This window comes from Streptomyces sp. NPDC047049, assembly GCF_040643995.1.
GTDB lineage: Bacteria > Actinomycetota > Actinomycetes > Streptomycetales > Streptomycetaceae > Streptomyces > Streptomyces mooreae.
Window position 1 is genome coordinate 19,127 of record NZ_JBEYVM010000020.1, and the last position, 18,527, is coordinate 37,653.

Below are 18,527 nucleotides of genomic sequence, written 5' to 3' on the forward strand. Positions count from 1 at the left end.
GCCCTCCGAAGAGACAGGTGGCATTGTGACGATTGCCGAGGAATCACTGCCCGGCAGTGCGGAAGAGGCCCAGAATTCCAGTCTGAGCACCACCGCCGCGCGGAATCTGGCGACCACCACCAAGACCGCGCCGCAGATGCAGGGCATCACGTCCCGCTGGCTGCTGCGGCTGCTGCCCTGGGTGCAGGTGTCCGGTGGCACCTACCGGGTGAACCGCCGGCTGACGTACACCCTCGGCGACGGGCGCATCGATTTCGATATCAGCGGCCACGACGTTTCGGTCATCCCCGAGGAGCTGCGCGAGCTGCCGGCCCTGCGGGATTTCACCGATACCGAGGTACTGGCCGCGCTCGGCGAGCGGTTCACCCAGCAGGATTACGCACCCGGTGAACTGATCGCCGGGGCCGGCACCCCGGGCGACCGGCTGGTGCTGATCGCACACGGCCGGGTGGACCGTATCGGCACCGGCAAGTACGGCGACGAGACGGTGCTCGAAGCGCTGGCCGGCGGCGATCACCTCGGCGACGCGCCACTCACCGACCCCGAGGGGACCTGGGAGTTCAGCTATCGCGCGGTGACCCGGGTGACCGTGATGGCGCTGCCCCGGCAGGCCGTGGCGGAGATCGCCGACCGCTCCCCCGGGCTGCGCGAGCATCTGGCCCAGGCCGGGCAGGACGCCGCACAGCCGACGAACGCCACGGGGGAATCGGCGGTCTCCATCACCTCGGGGCACCACGGCGAGCCGTCCCTCCCCGGCACCTTCGTCGACTACGATCTGGCGCCGCGGGAGTACGAACTCAGCGTCGCGCAGACGGTGTTGCGCGCCCACAGCCGGGTCGGCGACCTCTACAGCGACCCGATGAACCAGGTCGAGGAGCAGCTGAAGCTGACCGTCCAGGCGCTGCGCGAGCGCCAGGAACACGAGATGATCAACAACCCCGGCTTCGGGCTGCTGCACCACGCCGACCTCAAGCAGCGCATCCACACCCGCACCGGCCCGCCCACCCCCGACGACCTCGACGACCTGCTGGCGACGGTGTGGAAGGACCCGGGTTTCCTGCTCGCCCATCCCCTCACCATCGCGGCGATCGGGCGGGAGTGCAGTGCCCGCGGACTGTATCCGACCGCGGTCGAGGTCATGGGGCATTCACTGCCGTCCTGGCGTGGGGTGCCGATTTTCCCGTGCAACAAAATTCCGGTGACGAAGGAGCGGACGAGTTCGATTCTGCTGCTGCGTACCGGAGAAGAAAAGCAGGGAGTTGTCGGTCTGCACCAGACCGGAATTCCCGATGAATACGAGCCGAGCCTCTCGGTGCGTTATATGGGCCTCGATGACCGGGCCGTACTCAAATATCTCGTCAGCGCCTACTATTCCGCGGCCATTCTCGTGCCGGATGCGCTGGGCGTTCTCGACGACGTACAGATCGGCCACTGACCGGCCCGCGGAAGGGCACGGCGCGCACGGGAGCGGCCCGGTCCCCGCCCGGCCGCGCCGGCCGTCCGCAGATGCAGGCCCCGCACGCAGAGCACAGCCCGCACCGACAAGAACAGGTGAGCCTTCTCCATGACCACATCGGTGGATCCGACGTCCGGCCCGCAGCAGTCCCCGGTCGAGCAGAGCCGGTCCAGCCTGGACACCGCGGCCGCCCGCAAGCTGGCGACCACGACCAAGACCGTGCCGCAGATGCAGGGGATCTCCTCCCGCTGGCTGCTGCGGATCCTGCCCTGGACGCAGGTCTCGGGCGGTACGTACCGCGTCAACCGCCGCCTGACCCACACCCTCGGCGACGGCCGGGTGGAGTTCACCTCGACCGGCTCCGAAGTGCGGGTGATCCCGGCGGAGTTGCGGGAGCTGGCGCCGCTGCGCGGGTACACCGACGCCGCGACGCTTCAGTCGCTGGCGGACCGCTTCGTCCAGCGGGAGTTCGCCCCCGGTGAGGTGCTGGCCCGGAGCGGCGCGCCCACGGACCGGGTCATCCTGATCGCCCACGGCAAGCTCGACCGCATCGGCGCCGGCAAGTACGGCGACGAGACGGTCCTGGGGGTGCTGGCCGACGGTGACGCCCTCGGCGCCGCGGCGCTGCTGACACCGGACGCGGAGTGGGAGCACTCCGTGCGGGCGGTGACCCGGGTGACCGCGCTGACCCTCTACCGCAGCGACCTCGAAGAGGTGCTGGGCCGGTCACCGTCGCTGCGCAGCCATCTGGAGGAGTTCCGCGAGGCGCTGGTCCCCGCGCAGAACAAGCACGGTGAGGCGGCCATCGAGCTGGCCGCGGGCCATGTCGGCGAGCCGGCCCTGCCGGGTACCTTCGTCGACTACGACCTGGCGCCGCGGGAGTACGAACTCAGCGTGGCCCAGACCGTGTTGAAGATCCACTCGCGGGTCGCCGACCTCTACAACGACCCGATGAACCAGCTGGACCAGCAGCTGCGGCTGACCGTGGAGGCGCTGCGCGAGCGCCAGGAACACGAGCTGATCAACAATCCCGGGTTCGGGCTGCTGCACAACGCCGACCTCAAGCAGCGCCTCCACACCCGCAGCGGACCGCCGACCCCCGATGACCTGGACGAGCTGATCTCCCGGCGCCGTAAGACGCAGTTCCTGCTGGCGCATCCGCGCACCATCGCGGCGATCGGGCGGGAGTGGAACGCCCGGGGGATCTACCCCACCACCGCGGAGTGCGAGGGCACGGCGGTCCGCGCCTGGCGGGGCATCCCGCTGCTGCCCTGCAACAAGATCCCCATCACCCCGGACCAGACCAGCTCGATTCTGGCGCTGCGGGTCGGCGAGGAGAACCAGGGCGTGGTGGGGCTGCACCAGACCGGCATCCCGGACGAGTACCGGCCCGGCCTGTCGGTGCGTTTCATGGGGATCAATGACCAGGCCGTCATCAATTACCTGGTCAGCGCCTACTATTCGGCGGCGGTGCTGGTGCCGGACGCACTGGGCATCCTGGAGGACGTGGAAATCGGCCACTGACCGGCCCCATCCCGGTCCGGGTGCCACGTCCACGAGCGGCCGCCAGGGCCGCGGGCGTGGCACCCGGGTGACGACCGATCAGGTATCTCCGCTCTCCTGACCTGCGCCGTTGCCGCCTTTGGTCGAGCCATTGGCGAAGCGGCCATTCCCTTGGCAGGGCGTGCCCTGTTGCGCATCATGAACACACCGCAGGTGTGTGACATGTACGCGACCATGCCCCCCCACGGTCCCTGTCAGGAGTTCACATGGAGCCCGACCACCGCTGCCCGGACCGCCGTCGCCTGCTCACCGGTGCGGCCGCGCTCGCCGCATCCGCCGCGCTCGTCCCCTTCACCGCGCCCGGGGCCGGGGCCGCCGCGCACCGGCCGACTCCGGGCGGCGGCGCCTACCCCCCGCACCAGTGGGTTCCGGCCAGCCCGTCCAACTTCACCGCGGCCAGGCGGCCGACGAAGTACCCGGTCGAAATGGTCGTGGTGCATGTGACCCAGGAGACCTACAAGAACACCCTCAAGCTGTTCAAGGACCCCCGGCACAAGGCGGCCGCGCACTATCTCGTACGGTCCGCCGACGGCAGGATCGCCCAGTGCGTCAGGGAGCGGGACGTCGCCTGGCACGCCGGGAACTGGGACTACAACACCCGCAGCATCGGCATCGAGCACGAGGGCTGGATCGACGACCCGACGTGGTTCACCGACCCGCTCTACGAGCAGTCCGCCCGGCTCACCGCCGCCATCTGTGACCGCTACCGGATCCCCAAGGACCGCGAGCACATCATCGGCCACGTCGAGGTGCCGGGCACCGACCACACCGACCCGGGTGAGTACTGGGACTGGGCGCGCTATCTGATGCTGGTCAACGAGGCCTCCTGGCGGGGCGTCGGGTGACGCGGGCGCGCCGTGGCACGCCCTCCGGGGGTGTCCGGACCGGCGCGGTGCGGCCCCCGGCGGCGACGGCGTCGGCGACACGACGGCCGTGGTGCGGGTCTACGCATTGATGACATCTCCGGGTCATAGTGAACGTCTCCGGCACCTGGGACAGTTGGCACGACGTCAGGGGGGATCGTGAAGCGGCGATTCGGTCGAGTGCACGCGGTGCTGACGGTGCTGGTGGCGTGGGGGGTGCTGGCCGGCGGAGGGATGGCGGGCGGGGCACCGGCCACCGCCGCGGACAGCGCACTGCGCCGCTCTTCCGCCCGGCTGGTGGCCCCCGGCGTGGCCTACGGCGAATTCCGGATGACGGTGCCGCGCGGCCTCGTGCACGGGCATCTGCTGACGGTCGACCTGGCCGATCCGCGGGTCTCGGTCGACCTGCTGTATCCGGGGGCGGTCGGCGCGCGGTCACCGGTGTCCCTGCTGGCGGCCGAGCGCGGCGCGGTGGGCGCCGTCAACGGCGACTTCTTCAACATCACCGAGACCCAGCACCCGGGCGTGCAGGCGACCGGCGCCTCGGTCGGCCCGGCGGTGGCCTCGGGGCGGCAGCTGAAGGGCGCGGTGCCCGACGGCCAGCGGTTCGGGCCGGCCATGCCGCCGGGCGCGACCACCGAGGACGTCATCGGCGTCGGCTACGACCACCGGGCCCGGCTGGACCGGCTCACCCTGCGCGGCGCGGTGCTGACCGGCGGGGGGACGCTGCCGCTGCGCGGCCTGAACCAGTACGCACTCCCCGTCGGCGGCATCGGCGCCTACACCCCGCAGTGGGGCACGGTGTCCCGGATGCGCGCCACCTGCGGCACGGACACCGACCGGGCGGCGCCGTGCAGCAGGGACACCACGGAGGTGACCGTCCGGCACGGCCGGGTGACGGCCGTGGAGGACGTCCCGGGCAGCGGCGGGGTGCCGGGGGGCAGTGTGGTGCTGGTGGGCCGGGAGGAAGGGGCGCGGCGGCTGCGCGCCCTGGAGGTCGGCGATCCGGTGCGGCTCGCCTCCCGCCTCGTCGGCAGGGGGCCCGTCCCCCTGCGGTTCGCGGTGGGCGGCTTCCCGATCGTGCGGGACGACGCGCCGGTGGCCGGTCTGGACACGGTCGCGGTGGCGGTGCGTACCTCCGCGGGGACCGGGGACGGCGGGCGGCTGCTCTATCTCATGGCGCTGGACGGGGCCCCCGGCCAGACCGGTCTGACGGTGCGCGAACTGGCGGACCTGATGGTGGCGTTGGGTGCGCGGGACGCGATGGACCTGGACGGGGGCGGGTCGTCGACGCTGGTCACCGGCGACAGGTACGGGGCCACGGTCCGCAACCATCCGTCGGGCGGGGCGGAGCGGCCGGTACCCAACGCGATCGGGGTGTTCTCCGCCGGGTGAGGGCCCGGGCGGCCACCGGCGACACCGGTCGCGGGACCGCCACCGTCACAGTCGCGGAGCCGCCACCGTCACAGCCGCGGAGCCGCCACCGTCACGGGCGCACGCTGCTCACCACATCCGCGGCACCGGAGAGCCCCTGGTGGATGTCCGGCGCGAGGCTGCTGTTCGCCAGGTAGAAGCCGAGCAGCGCGCACACCAGGGCGTGCGAGATCTTGAGCTTGCCGCTGCGCAGGAAGATCACGGTCAGGACGACCAGCAGCAGTACGACCGAGATGGAAATGGCCATGGACGCACACCTCCTCAACCGCCGCCCGAACGGGCAGCAAGGGGTGGCCAGTTTGGCGTATTTCGGGGTATGTCAGGTTCTCCTCCGGGTGCTCCGATCAGGTGATCACTGCGGGTCACTGCGGGGTGCCGGGCAGGTGTGTGCGGGGTGCGGCGGGCAGGCAACAGACCCAGAGTGAGGCCGGCGGCGACCGGCGCGCAGGGGATCAATCGCCCATATCGCCGCAAGCTCCTGACATCGACCCGCCACCCCCGCACTCCCCACGGCCCGCCGGCGACTGTGCCGTGGATCACATCACTCCCTGCAACGAAGTGTGGCGATCCCTCGTCTTAGCGGCCGACAACGCCGCCCTCGCCCACAGCCCTGCCCTCCACCGCACCACCCGCCGCCCTCCCGCACCGCAGACGGAAGCCCCCGACATGAGCCAGCCCCCCTGCCGCCGCCGGCCTTCCCGGCCGCGGCGTGTCGCACTCGCGCTGGCCCCGGTGCTCGCCCTGGGCACGCTCACCGGGTGCGGGGCAGGCCGGGAGGCGGCCCCGCAGGGCGATCCGGTGCAGGTGGCGCTGGGCGCGGCGGGCGGGACCAGGACCGTACAGGCAGGCGACCGCCTCCAGGTGACGGCTCAGGGCGGCGTCCTGACCGAGGTGTCCGTCACCGACCCCAGCGGACGGCGGCTGCCCGGCGGGCTCGCCCGCGGCGGAACCAGCTGGACGTCCAGGGCGAAGACCGCGCCGGGCACCAAGTACTCCGTCGTCGCCCGGACCAGGAACGCCCAGGGCGGCGTCGGCGCGGCCAAGGAGTCGCTGACCACCGCGACCGCGGCCAGGCTCAATACGCTGATGCTCGATCCCCGCTCGCCGGACGCGGCGGCCGGCGCCGACCGGCCCCTGACGATCCTCTTCAACTTCCCGGTGGCCGACCGGGCCGCGGTCGAACGGCGGCTCAGCGTCACCACCGACAGCGGGATGACCGGGTCGTGGGCCTGGGAACCGGACGGCGACGGCGGCGACCGGGTGGACTGGCGGCCCGCGCGGCCCTGGAAACCGGGTACCGAGGTCACGCTGCGGGCGGCTCTCGACGGCGTGGACTCCGGGGGCGGCCGCTACTTCGTCCACGACTATGACCTGAAGTTCACCATCGGCCGGAGTTGCACCGACTCGGACATGGAGCCGGTTTGTGGCAAGGTCCACAGGAGTGACCCCATAGAGGTCACCGCACCCTCCGTACGAGGGGAAGACAACAGGGCCATCGGGATCGGAGACTGGAATGACGGCTGATCCCCGTGGCAGAGAACCAGCGCCGCGCGGCGCGCAGCTGAACCCTTTCCAAGCCTAATGTGACGGAATGAGCACCGTGCAGGACCAGGATCAACTCACGGGGTGGCAGCGCTTCCGGCGCCGCGTCCCCAATGGCTTCGCCATCATCTTCAGCGTGTTGGGGCTCTTCTGTGCCCTGATGGCGCTGATCGGGCCCCTCCGGCGCGGATTCCACCCGGTGATCTACTGGCTGGACACGCTCACCATCCCGGTGGTGCCGAACTTCGCGTATGCGGTGTTCCTCTTCCTTCTGGCCGCGGCGATGACCGCCCGCAAACAGGTCGCGCTGTGGTTCGTGGTGACCTACATGGTGCTGGTCACCCTCGCGGACGCGCTGTTCCTGGTCGAGAGGTACTGGGAGTACACCTTCTCCCTGGTGCTGTGCGCCGGTGCGCTGGTGCTCCTGCTCGTCTCGCACCGCGAGTTCTATGCGATCACCCGGCGCGGCGCGTTCCTGCGCGCGATCCTGGTGCTGATCGGCGGGCTTGCCGCGGCGGTGCTGATCGGCTGGGGACTGGTCTCGCTGGCCCCGGGCACGCTGGAGCCCGGCGCCGCCAACCGGCTGCTGTGGGCCGCCAACCGCGTCTGCGGCGGGCTCGTCGGCGGCCGGCTGATCGAGGGCCATCCGCCGCACTGGACCAGCGCCGTCCTCGGCCTGCTCGGGGCGCTGGCGCTGCTGAACGCCGCCGCCACCCTGTTCCGTTCGCAGCGCATGGAAGCCGCGCTGCACGGTGACGAGGAGGCCCGCATCCGGGCGCTGCTGGACCGCTACGGCAGCCAGGACTCGCTCGGCTACTTCGCTTCCCGCCGCGACAAGGCCGTGGTCTTCTCCCGCAGCGGCAAGGCCGCCGTCACCTACCGCGTCGAGGCCGGTGTCTGTCTGGCCAGCGGTGACCCGGTCGGTGACCGGGAGGCGTGGACGCAGGCCATCGAGGCCTGGCTGGAGGTCGCCGGACGGTACGGCTGGCAGCCCGCCGTCATGGGGGCCAGCGAGAGCGGCGCCAAGGCGTTCGCCCGCAGCGGCCTCGGGGCGCTGCAGCTCGGCGACGAAGCGATCTTGCATGTGAAGGACTTCGACCTCGACGGCCGGGAGATGCGGGTGACCCGCCAGGCCGTCAACCGCGTCGAGCGCACCGGCGCGACCTTCCGCGTACGGCGTCACTCCGCGCTGACCGACGAGGAGATGCAGGAGGTCATCCACCGGGCGGATGCCTGGCGGGACACCGAGACCGAGCGCGGCTTCTCGATGGCGCTGGACCGGCTGGGCGACCCGGAGGACGGCGACTGCCTGCTGGCCGAGGCGTTCGACGGCGACGGCAACATGATCGCGCTGCTGTCCTTCGTGCCGTGGGGCAAGGACGGCATCTCGCTGGACGTCATGCGCCGGGACCGCACCGCGCCCAACGGCGTCATGGAGTTCATGGTGGCCCGGCTGTGCGCCCAGGCCGGTGCCATGGGCGTGCGCCGGATCTCGCTGAACTTCGCGGTGTTCCGGTCCGCCTTCGAGGAGGGCGGCCGGATCGGTGCCGGGCCGGTGCTGAAGTTCTGGCGCCGGCTGCTGCTGTTCTTCTCCAAGTGGTGGCAGCTGGAAGCCCTCTACCGTTCCAACGCGAAGTACAACCCGGAGTGGTACCCGCGGTTCCTGTGCTACGCGGACGCCGGTGCGCTGGCCCGGATCGGTCTGGCCTCCGGTATCGCCGAGGGCTTCGTGGCCGTGCCGAGCCTGGGCAAGCTGTGGGGCAAGGGCCACAAGAAGCGGGTGCTGGCCCCGGCGAGCACCGCGGGCCTGCCGTCCCTGGACGAGCTCGGGCTGGTGCAGACCGGACCAGCCACCGAGGAGGAGCTGCACGAGCAAGAACTGGCCGCGCTGCCCGAGCAGGTGCGGGTGCGCCACCGGAAGCTGGAGCGGCTGCGGGAGGCCGGCACCGATCCGTACCCGGTGGGCGTGGAGCGTACGCACACCCTGGGCCAGGTCCGCGACGAGTACCCGGATCTGACGCCCGGCGCGCGGACCGGCAAGACCGTCAGCATCGCGGGGCGGGTGCTGCTCACCCGCGATCACGGTGGCGTGCTCTTCGCGGTGCTGCGGGACTGGTCGGGCGATCTGCAGATCGCGCTGACGCGGGAGGGCAGTGGCAAGGAGCTGCTGGAGCGCTTCGGTGCGGACATCGACCTCGGTGACCATGTCGAGGCCGAGGGCGAGGTCGGCACCAGCGACCGCGGTGAGCTGACGGTGTTCGTGACCCGGTGGCGGCTGACGGCCAAGTGCCTGCGGCCGCTTCCGGACAAGCGGCGCGGGCTGACCGACCCGGAGGCCAAGGTCCGCCAGCGGTATGTGGACCTGGTCGTCTCGCCGGATTCGCGGGACAACGTACGGGCGCGCAGCACGGCCGTACAGGCACTGCGCCAGGGTCTGATCGAGCGCGGCTACCTCGAGGTCGAGACACCGATGCTGCAGCAGATCCACGGCGGCGCCAACGCCCGCCCCTTCCAGACCCACATCAACGCCTACGACCTCGACCTGTATCTGCGGATCGCGCCGGAGCTGTATCTCAAGCGGCTGTGCGTGGGCGGTATGGAGAAGGTCTTCGAGATGGGGCGGACCTTCCGCAACGAGGGCATCTCCTACAAGCACAACCCCGAGTTCACGATGCTGGAGGCGTACCAGGCGTTCGCCGACTACGACGTGATGCTCGACCTGACCCGGGAGCTGATCCAGGGCGCGGCCGTCGCCGCGTTCGGCAGCGCCACCGCCCGCAAGGCGGACGAGAGCGGCCGGCTGGTCGAGCACGACATCTCGGGGATCTGGCCGGTGAAGACCGTCTACGGCGCGATCTCCGAAGCGCTCGGCGAGGAGGTCGACGCGGACACCGGCTCCGAGGCGCTGCGCCGGCTGTGCGCCGCCTCGTCGGTGCCGGTGAAGCCGGAGATGGGCCGGGGCGACATCGTGCTGGAGATGTACGAGCGGCTGGTGGAGGAGCGGACCGAGCTCCCGACGTTCTACAAGGACTTCCCCACCGATGTCTCGCCGCTGACCCGTCAGCACCGCCGGGACCCGCGGCTCGCCGAGCGCTGGGACCTGGTCGCGTTCGGCACCGAACTGGGCACCGCCTACTCGGAGCTGACCGACCCGGTGGAGCAGCGGCGGCGGCTCACCGCCCAGTCGCTGCTGGCGGCCGGCGGTGATGTGGAGGCGATGGAGCTGGACGAGGACTTCCTGCAGGCCCTGGAGTACGCGATGCCGCCGACCGGTGGTCTGGGCATCGGCGTGGACCGGCTGGTCATGTTCCTCACCGGGCTGTCGATCCGCGAGACGCTGCCGTTCCCGCTGGTGCGGCGCCGCTGACGGGGCCGCGGGCCCGCTTCTGCGGGTTGGACGGCGGAGGCCGCCCCCACCGCACGGTGGGGGCGGCCTCCGCCGTTTCGCGCAGTCAGCCCGTGGCGCCGGCCGGGCACCCGGCCGGGGTCGACGCCGCCTGCTGGGAGTACTTCCACTCCGGGTCGAGCAGTTCGGTCTTGAGCTGCTTCGCCGCGGCCGGGCTCTCGACGATGTAGCCGAAGTCCTGCAGCCAGGCCGGGTAGAGGTTCTTGGAACCGATGTAGAACGCCGAGTCGTCCACCGACACCAGCTTGTGGTGCAGCGCGTACGGCTTGCCGTCGGCCCACTTCGCGGCGTCGGAGCTGCGGAACGAGGCGAGCCGCAGGTTGCCGCACAGCGCCCGCGACGCCTTCTCGTTGTCGCCGGTGAGGGCCACGAGACGCGTGCGGAGGGTGTCGCTGATCTCGTCCAGGGACTTGATCTGGGAGTAGCCCCCGCTGCCGACGGCACCGCGGTTGGCGGGATCGCTGACGACGAGGCGGACCTTCACCCCGGCGGCCAGCTTGCCCGCGAGGGTGTCGTAGGTCCGGATGTCGTAGCGCGGCAGCGGCGGACAGGTGCCGTTGAGGTCCTGCTGCGAGATCTCGACGTGGTCGCGCGCGCTCGCGATGAGCGAACGCAGCGCGTTCTCCTCGGGGTTGACCGTGTCGTAGTCGCGGTCGCCGTTGGTGTGGTCGTGCAGCCCCACGGTGCACTTGGTGTCCGGGGCCGTGGGCAGGTCCGGGTGGTACCCCGAGGAGGGGTCCAACTCCTTGATGCCCACGCCCAGCCCGCCGACCGCGATGACCGGGACGTCACCGGTGGGCCCGGCGGGGGCGGCGCCCGCCTCCTCCTTCTCCATCGACGGCATGCAGGAGGAACCGTTCGAGGTGGCGAGCCAGACCTTCGCCGGGTCGGACGCGTTCCGGCAGGTCCAGTCCCAGAGGGTGTCGAGGTACTTCCCCGCCGAGCGGGCGGCCGGCCCGCTGAGCGCCATGTCCACGTCCGACACCGGGTGGTCGGTGTCGAGGTAGTCGTCCTTCCAGCCGTTGATCCCGCCCGTGATGGCCGTCTTCCCGTCGACCACAAGGAGCTTGGAGTGATTCCAGGAGAGCGACGTCTTGGACGTGGTCATCGAGGCGACGTTGAGCGTGACCTTGCCGGCCGCCGGGCCGAGCTTGTCGATCAGGTCGTCCCGGTAGCGCGACGGCACCACATTGAGGTGGTAGAGGGGGGCGGCGCCGACCAGGATGCGCACCCGCGGGGAGTGTCCCGCCTTGACGGACGCCTTGAGACCGGCGACGACGGCGTCCTCGAACCCGCCGTTGGGGAACGGGGCCAGCGAGGAGATGTCCACGGTGTGCCGGGCGTCGGCGATGTTGCGGGTCATCTTGTCGAGCAGCCGCCGGGTGCCCGCGCGGTCCTTGCAGCCGGCGTCGCCCCAGCAGCCGGGGGTCTGCAGCAGCCAGCCGGAGGGGTTGTCCGCCGGGGCGTCCAGGCGGTTGCCGTCGGTGCGCTCCCACACCGAGCCTTCGAGGCCGGGGGAGGTTTCGCGGAGCGACCGCTCGATGGAGTCCAGGTGGGGGGTGGGCGGGGTGTCCGCGGCGTATGCCGCCGAGGCCGGTAGCGTCGCGCACACGGTCGTCAGGGCGACGGACGCCGGTATGAGCCGGCGGAGCCGGTGGAGTCTGTGAGGAGCCAAGAACTTGCCTTCTTACGGTGACGAGGCGAGCCGAGCGCTGATCACCTGCCGCTGATCGCACGCCCGGCTCCGGTTGCCCCCAGAAGCTATCGGGCCGCCTCCCGTTCGCTCGGTGCGGAAGACGATCTTCGCTACAACTGCGATCGCCCCCGCGGCGTTTGCGGCTTTCCTGTACGTGACTGCCGCGAAGTTGCCGATGTTCAGCACCAAGTGCCGGAACCAGGTGTCAGAACCAGTTGACGGTGAGCGGGAAGGCGGCGGTGGCGGTGGCGCCGTGGGAGTCGGTGACGGTGGCGGTGATCGGAAAGGTGCCGGTCTGCCAGGGCCTGCCGCCGATCCGGCCGCCGGGGGCGTCGGCGCCCAGGCCCAGCGGCAGGCCGGTGGCGCGGTAGGTGAGCGGGGGCGTGCCGCCGGTTGCGGTCAGCTGGACGGTGCAGTCCTGGAGGAAGCGGCAGGTCTGCGGGCCGGGGGCGGTGAGCTTCAGGTCACCGCCGGGCGGCTCGGTGCCGCCGGTGTCGAACACGCCGGTGACGGGGGCGGCGGTGGCCGCATTGCCCGCGTGCCCGGTGCCGTACATGTCCTCGACCGTCCGCAGCAGGCTGTAGTGGTTGTAGGCGCCGCTGAGGCTGCCGGGTGCGACATGGGCTCCGTGGAAGACGGTCGCGATCCGGTTGGAGCCGAAGTAGTTGTCCTCGTCCCAGGTCACCAGCAGCAGGCTGTTGTGGTCCTCGGCCCACCGGGCGTAGGAGGCGAGGTTGTTCCTGAGCCAGGTGTCGCCGGTGCCGACGCCGCAGTCGTGCATGTCGTTGCACATGTCCGGGATGACGAAGGAGACGGTCGGCAGCCGGGTGAAGTCGTCCTGGGGGAACTGGGCGAAGGTCTTTCCGGTGCTCACGGGCACGTTCTTGAAGGCGAACCAGGGGTTGTGCTTCTGGGCGTAGCGGCCGTCGGAGCAGGTGGTGGAGCCCTCGTTGGGCAGGCCTTCGTTGTAGCTCGCGAAGGTCTTGCCGGCGGCGAGCAGTTCCTGGCCAAGGTTGGGCGCGGTCATCGACTGCGCGGTGTAGCAGCCGTCGCCGGTGATCCCCTGGGTGGCGCCGGAGAAGAGGTTGAAGTAGTTCGGCTGGCTGGGATGGGTGAGCGCCTGCATGCCCGTCAGGCCGGCGCCTTCGCCGGCGAGTTGGTTGAGGTAGGGCGCGGCGGCGTTGCCGATGATCTCGCCGTACTGCTTGTTCTCGAAGACGACGATCACGACATGGTCGTAGGACGGCAGAGCGGCCCGGATGCCGGTGCCGCTCGCGTGGGCCGCCGTACCTTCCGTGGTGGTGCGGGCGTCGGCGGTGGTGGCCGCAAACGTCAGGCCGAGCGCGCCGAGCACCGCCACGAGCGCCCTGCGCAGATGGACGGCTGTTCGCTTCATCGGGTCTCCCTCCGTTCCGGTGATGCCGGGCCGGGCTGAGGTGTTCGTGGTCGGGGCGTGGTCGTGACTCGGGGCAGGGGCGGAGCGTGATCGTGGTCGTGGTCGTGGTCGTCAGGCTTCGCGGCGGGCCGCGTCCACGACGTTGATCCGCAGGAGGCGGGGTACGGGCAGGTCACAGCTGCGGAAGGCCTCGGCGGTGGCGGTCCGGACCGCCGCGCGCCGGTCCGGGGGCACCAGCAGCAGCACACCGCGCCCCGGGCGGGTGCCGGGCCACCAGGCGGACCAGGCGCCGGCGCGCAGGGCCGCGCTTACCGCGGTGGCGAGTCCGGTGGCCGTACGGGTGGTCGGGGTGTCGGGGGTGGCAGTGGTTGCCGGGGTGGCGTCGCCGCTGTCCGCGTCGCGGGTCGCGGTGGGACGGGCCGTCAGGAGGAGCAGGCCGGCGTCCGCGGCGCCGTCAGGGGCGCGCAGCGGCAGCTGGGTGCGGCCGTCGGCCGCCAGGAGGTGGCCGGCCCGGGCGAAGAGCACGGCCCGGCGCAGCCCGTCATCGCCGGGCACGGCGGAGCCGAGGAGGCGGGCCAGTTGCGGGCGGGTCGGCGGGTCGCCGCCCCGCCCGGCGTGCACACCCGAGACCGCCAGGGCGACCGCGCACTCCAGCGGTTCGGCGACGGGCAGCCCCACGGCCTCGGGCAAGGGGGCGTTCAGCTGCAGATCGGCGCCGCCCCGGCCACAGCCGGCAGCGGCGAGGCCGCGCAGCACGGCGTACGGGCGGGCGGCCCAGGCGGGGGCGCGGGCCGCCGGCCCGGTGAGGGGGAGCTCGGCGGTCTCCGCGGGGTGGTTGAGCGAGGCGCAGCGCAGCATCCCGTCGGCGCGCGGGGCGACGGCTACATCGACGTAGTGGCCGGCCGCCGCGAACCAGTCGGCCCCCGGCGCCGGCCCGGTACCCGGCGGGCCGGGCGGGACGGCGGGCGCGGAGACCCGGAAGGCGTACGGGGCCCGCCACACCGCGTCGGGCGGACGGTGAAAACCCGTCGAGAAGCCGTGGGAGAGCAGGCGCAGCAGCGGGTCCGCCGTGGTGCGGCGGGCCAGGTCCACCGCGCTCACCCGAGCTCCTTGCGGGCGAGCAGCCGGTAGGCGTTGCCGCCGTCGGTGGCCCGGGCCACCGCGGTACGCAGGCCGTCGAGGGCGAGCGCGGCGGCGTAGCAGGGCACCGCCATGGCCTGTACGGCGCTCCGGGCGGCACGGCGGGCCGGGGTCGCGGGCACGGTGGACCAGGGGGCCTGCGGGTCGGGGGCGATCCTGTTCGCGGCGAGGGCGGTGGCGGCGAGGAAGTCACCGTTGGGCTGGTGGGCCTCGCCGTGCTGCTCCGCGAGCACGGTGAACCCCCGTGCGGCCAGGGCCTGTTTGAGGTTTCCGATGGGCATCAGGTGCTGGTGCTGGGGCTGGAACCAGGGCAGCCAGTAGCGGCCGAGCAGCCGGCCGGCCCGGGACTCGGGGTCGGGGAGTTCGATCAGCAGATGGCCGCCGGGCGCCAGGACCTTGACGGCGGCGTCGAGTTCGGTGAACGGGTCCCGGGTGTGTTCGAGGTAGTGGTGCATGCTCACGGTGTCGTAGCGGCCGGCGAGCCGGTCGGCGAGGTCGGGGAACTGCCCCTGGTAGGCGGTGTCGATCCAGCCCCGGCGTGCGGCCTCGTGGACCCCGTCGCCCATGTCCAGCCCGTCGAAGCGGGTGTCGGGCCATACGGAGCGGGCGGCGTTGCAGAAGTGTGCGGCGGCGGTTCCGACGTCGAGCCAGGCCCGGGGGGTGGTGAAGGGCCGGAGCAGTTCGGCGCGGGCGCGGTAGGTGGCGCTCATCCGGCCCAGGACCAGGGCGGTGCCGTCGCCGCCGAGACCTTCGTAGAAGTCGCGGTAGTAGAAGTCGAGTCCGTCCGGGGTGAGCCGGGGATTCTGGAAGATGTGGCCGCACTGGCGGCACTCCTCCAGGGTGAACCGGCCGGGCTTGCCCTGGAGCAGGTCGGGCGTGCGCAGCCGCACCTCGGGGCCGGGCGCCGAGCACCAGGGGCAGTCGGTGCGGCGCGGCTCGAAGAACCGGTCCGTGCCGCCGGCGAGAGCGGTGGCGTAGGCGGCGCGCCGTGCCGCCTCACCGGCGGTGCCGGGTGCGTCGACGGCGCCGGGCGTTCCGGCGGCCGGTGTGGCGAGGGTCCGCAGGGCGGTCGACAGGGCGCGCAGCGGACGCAGGGCGGTGGCGCGGGCGAGGCCCGCGGGGCGCGGCCCCCGGGCGGGCCCCAGGACGACGGCGGGCTGCAGCCAGTAGAGAGCGGTCGCCGCGGCACCCCAACGCGGCGCGGAGACCAGGCACTTCACCAGCAGGGCGAGACCGGCGAGCTGGGCTGTGGACATCAGGGCGGGCGGCAGACCACGGGCGCGCAGCTCCTCGGCGTGCCGCGCGGGGTCGGGGGGCGGGCCGGTCAGTCCGGGGGCGAGGACCCAGCCGGTGGCGTCGGGTGCGTACTCCTTGAGGGTGCGGACGAGGCGGAGCAGATCGGCGGCCGAACGCGGCGGGGTGGCGGCGTCGAGACCGGCCCGCCGGTGGACGTCGTCGGCCACCAGCAGGGCGTGGGCCGCGCCGTGTCCCGGGGCGCACCGGTCGGTGCGGTGGGCCGTGGGGTCGAGCAGCCGGAGCAGACCGAGAACGCTCTCGGCCTCCAGGCGTACCGGTATCAGGTCCACGACGCGCAGGCCTTCGCGTACGGCGTGGTCCGCCGCGGCGCGCAGGGTCGCCGCGTCGGCCGTGACACCGGGCGCGGTGATCAGGTGCCAGCCGGGCAGCGGCGGCCGCGGGGCATCCTGGGCCGGGGCGGGTTCGAGCACGGGCAGCGCGGCGAGCCTGCGGCGGGCGCGCACGGTACCCGCCCCCAGGGCCGTCACGGCGGCGGCCGCCACCCATCGCGTGCGGGGTCCCGAACGGTGCACTCGCGTCATCGGGCTCACGGTCCCTTCTCGTTCTCGGTCTCGGGCTGGGGCTCGGGCGCGGTCCCGGCCTCGGGCGCGGTCCCGGCCTCGGGCGCGGTCCCGGCCTCGGGCTCGGTGGGGGCGGTGCCAGGTCCGGCCACGGCGCCGGCCCGCAGCTTCTCCAGACGGTCGGCCGCCGTACGGGCGCCGCCCGCTGCGGCGAAGGACGCCTGGATGCGGCGGGCCGCGCGGCGGTGGGCCGGGGCGTCCAGCACGGCGGCCAGCGCCTGGTGCAGCTCGTCCGCACGGGCCCGGCCGAACCGCACCCGCACCCCCGCCCCGGCCCCGGTCACCTGGCCGGCGACGATCGGCTGATCGTCGCGGACGGGCGCCACGACCAGCGGCAGTCCGTACGCAAGCGCCTCGCACACGGTGTTGTGGCCGCCGTGGCACAACACCGCGTCGAGGTGTGGCAGCAGGGCGAGCTGGGGGACGTACTCCTGGTGCAGCACATGGTGCGGGACGTTCCCGGCGAGGTCAGCGGGGGCCGCCAGGATCAGTTGCGCCCGGTCCGCGAGGGCGTCCGCGGCGCGCAGGACCGCGGGGTAGAAGCGGGCGCCCGCCTCGCGGTTGAGGGTGCCGAGGGAGACGAGCACCCGGGCACGTGCGGGGTCGAGACGGTGCCACGGGAAGTCTCCGTGGGACGGGCGAGACCCGAAGGCGGGTCCGACGAAGGCGTAGTGGGAGGGATACCGCCGTCCTGCGGGACGGGACGCCGCACCCGCATGGCCGGCGGCCGGTGCGGAGGAATGGCCCTCGGCAACGGGCGGCCCGCCGGCCTCGTCACCGGCCGGCCCGCCGTCCCCCAGAAGCGCGGGCGTGGAGAAGACCAGGACCAGGTGCGGGGAGAAGCGTGGGTCCCAGCCGCTGGGCGCACCGCATTCGGCGAGCAGGGCGGTGATGCGCTGTGCCACCCACTCCCCCACCTTGGGGACCCCGGCGAAGGGCCGGGTGAACTCGGCCGTGGTGGTCGCCGAGGTCGCCCAGGGCAGACCGTGACGCCGCGCCACCAGCGGCCCGGCCAGGGCCTGTTGATCGGCCACCAGCACGTCGGGCGCAAAGGCCTCGACGGCGGCGTGCACGCCGGGCAGCATCGCGCGGGCGAGGGGCAGCAGGACGTCCGCCCACAGGAAGCGCAGGGCCGCGATGCCGCGCAGATCGCGCCACCGCCCGTGCAGGACGTCGATGCCATCGCCCCCGCTCCGGTCTCCCGCCGGGTACAGGAGCGAGCCCGCGGGGAGCAGGGTCGCAAGGGCCGCGGCGGGTCCGGTCCAGGCGACCTGGTGGCCGCGCGCGGTGAGCTCGGCGGCGACCGCGATCGTGGGGTTGACGTGTCCGGCGAGCGGCGGGACGACGAACAGCACTCTCATCGGGCCACCGCCCCGGCCCGGTCGCCGAGTCGTTCCAGCACGGCGGCGCAGAGCCCTTCGGTGGCTTCGTTGAGCACGGTGTGTCCCACGCCCGGGAGCACACACAGAGCGCAGTCCGGTGCCCCGGCCGCGAGTTCCCGGGCTCCGGGGAGGAGTTCGGAGTGCTCTCCGTAGACGGCGAGGACCGGGCACCTCAGCCGGGCGAAGTCGTGGGAGGTGAAGGCAGCGCCGGCCGCGATGTCCTCGATCAGGGAGGTGCGGTTGAGCAGGGCGTCGGCACCGGCGGTCAGCCGGGCCTCCTTGCGCCGCCCGAGTGCGGCAAGCTGCTCGGGCAGGCGGCGGTGTTCGAGGCCGAGGGCCGCGACGGAGAGGGTGTCGGTCATGTCCTCCACCCAGTCGCCGGTCAGCTGGGCGTCGATCAGCACCAGTGAGGCGACCAGTTCGGGCCGGACGAGCGCCGTGTGCAGGGCGAGGACACCGCCGTAGCTGTTGCCGACCAGATGGACGGGACGGCGGTCGAGGCCGAGGGAGCCGAGCAGGGCGGCGAGGTCGGCGGCCGCGGTGTCCCGGTCGTAGCCGCCGGGCGGGCGGTCGCTGCGGCCGTGGCCGCGCTGGTCGTAGAGGAGCACGGGGTGACCGGCGCGGGATACGGGGCCCGCGAGGGTGCAGTAGAAGCTCGACAGGTTGTCCATCACCAGGCCGTGGAGGAAGACGACCGTGGGGCCGTCACCGCGGCCCGGCAGCCGCTGGGTGTGCAGGCGCAGCCCGCCCGCGGGGGTCAGGGACATGGGTG

At 72.6% G+C, this 18,527-nt stretch carries 13 protein-coding genes; 6 read left to right on the plus strand and 7 right to left on the minus strand.

Annotation, left to right across the window (positions count from 1 at the left end):
* The first annotated feature begins 22 nt into the window (after positions 1-22).
* The 4 genes from ABZ851_RS30880 (at position 23) to ABZ851_RS30895 (ending at position 5,277) form a co-directional block, all read left to right on the plus strand.
* Positions 23-1,435, plus strand: coding sequence for a family 2B encapsulin nanocompartment shell protein (locus ABZ851_RS30880; RefSeq protein WP_361134751.1), 1,413 nt, complete (start codon positions 23-25; stop codon positions 1,433-1,435).
* Between the two features lie 129 nt (positions 1,436-1,564).
* A complete protein-coding gene (locus ABZ851_RS30885) occupies positions 1,565-2,980 on the plus strand; it encodes a family 2B encapsulin nanocompartment shell protein (protein WP_361134510.1) in 1,416 nt (471 codons plus the stop codon).
* A 245-nt stretch (positions 2,981-3,225) separates the two neighbouring features.
* Positions 3,226-3,864 carry an N-acetylmuramoyl-L-alanine amidase gene (locus tag ABZ851_RS30890; protein WP_361134513.1) on the plus strand — a complete coding sequence of 213 codons (639 nt, stop codon included), beginning with the start codon at positions 3,226-3,228 and terminating at the stop codon, positions 3,862-3,864.
* 198 nt (positions 3,865-4,062) lie between these two features.
* Entirely contained in the window at positions 4,063-5,277 is a 1,215-nt protein-coding gene (locus ABZ851_RS30895) for a phosphodiester glycosidase family protein (protein WP_361134754.1), read from the plus strand.
* Positions 5,278-5,368: 91 nt separating this feature from the next.
* On the opposite strand, the gene ABZ851_RS30900 is transcribed toward ABZ851_RS30895, so the two are convergent.
* Entirely contained in the window at positions 5,369-5,563 is a 195-nt protein-coding gene (locus ABZ851_RS30900; protein WP_086718035.1) for a hypothetical protein, read from the minus strand.
* 419 nt (positions 5,564-5,982) lie between these two features.
* Between ABZ851_RS30900 and ABZ851_RS30905 the strand changes: the two genes are divergently transcribed.
* Both ABZ851_RS30905 and lysX read left to right on the plus strand, forming a co-directional pair.
* Entirely contained in the window at positions 5,983-6,840 is an 858-nt protein-coding gene (locus tag ABZ851_RS30905; RefSeq protein ID WP_361134516.1) for an Ig-like domain-containing protein, read from the plus strand.
* A 67-nt stretch (positions 6,841-6,907) separates the two neighbouring features.
* Complete coding sequence (lysX, locus tag ABZ851_RS30910; RefSeq protein ID WP_361134519.1) at positions 6,908-10,225, plus strand: bifunctional lysylphosphatidylglycerol synthetase/lysine--tRNA ligase LysX; 3,318 nt, start codon at positions 6,908-6,910, stop codon at positions 10,223-10,225.
* 85 nt (positions 10,226-10,310) lie between these two features.
* On the opposite strand, the gene ABZ851_RS30915 is transcribed toward lysX, so the two are convergent.
* From ABZ851_RS30915 to ABZ851_RS30940, 6 genes are all read right to left on the minus strand, one after another.
* A complete protein-coding gene (locus ABZ851_RS30915) occupies positions 10,311-11,939 on the minus strand; it encodes a phospholipase (protein WP_361134522.1) in 1,629 nt (542 codons plus the stop codon).
* Positions 11,940-12,165: 226 nt separating this feature from the next.
* On the minus strand, positions 12,166-13,356 hold the full coding sequence (locus ABZ851_RS30920; RefSeq protein ID WP_361134525.1) for an alkaline phosphatase family protein: 1,191 nt from the start codon (positions 13,354-13,356) through the stop codon (positions 12,166-12,168).
* 111 nt (positions 13,357-13,467) lie between these two features.
* The gene (locus tag ABZ851_RS30925; protein ID WP_361134528.1) at positions 13,468-14,457 is read right to left on the minus strand and encodes a galactokinase; all 990 of its coding nucleotides are present in this window, start codon (positions 14,455-14,457) and stop codon (positions 13,468-13,470) included.
* Positions 14,454-16,334, minus strand: a complete 1,881-nt coding sequence (locus ABZ851_RS30930; RefSeq protein ID WP_361134531.1) for a class I SAM-dependent methyltransferase — start codon at positions 16,332-16,334, stop codon at positions 14,454-14,456. Before ABZ851_RS30930 ends, ABZ851_RS30925 begins: the two co-directional genes overlap by 4 nt.
* 5 nt (positions 16,335-16,339) lie before the next feature.
* Complete coding sequence (locus tag ABZ851_RS30935) at positions 16,340-17,734, minus strand: nucleotide disphospho-sugar-binding domain-containing protein (protein WP_361134534.1); 1,395 nt, start codon at positions 17,732-17,734, stop codon at positions 16,340-16,342.
* Entirely contained in the window at positions 17,731-18,522 is a 792-nt protein-coding gene (locus ABZ851_RS30940; protein WP_361134537.1) for an alpha/beta fold hydrolase, read from the minus strand. The genes ABZ851_RS30935 and ABZ851_RS30940 overlap by 4 nt, the downstream gene beginning before the upstream one ends.
* Positions 18,523-18,527 lie beyond the last annotated feature (5 nt).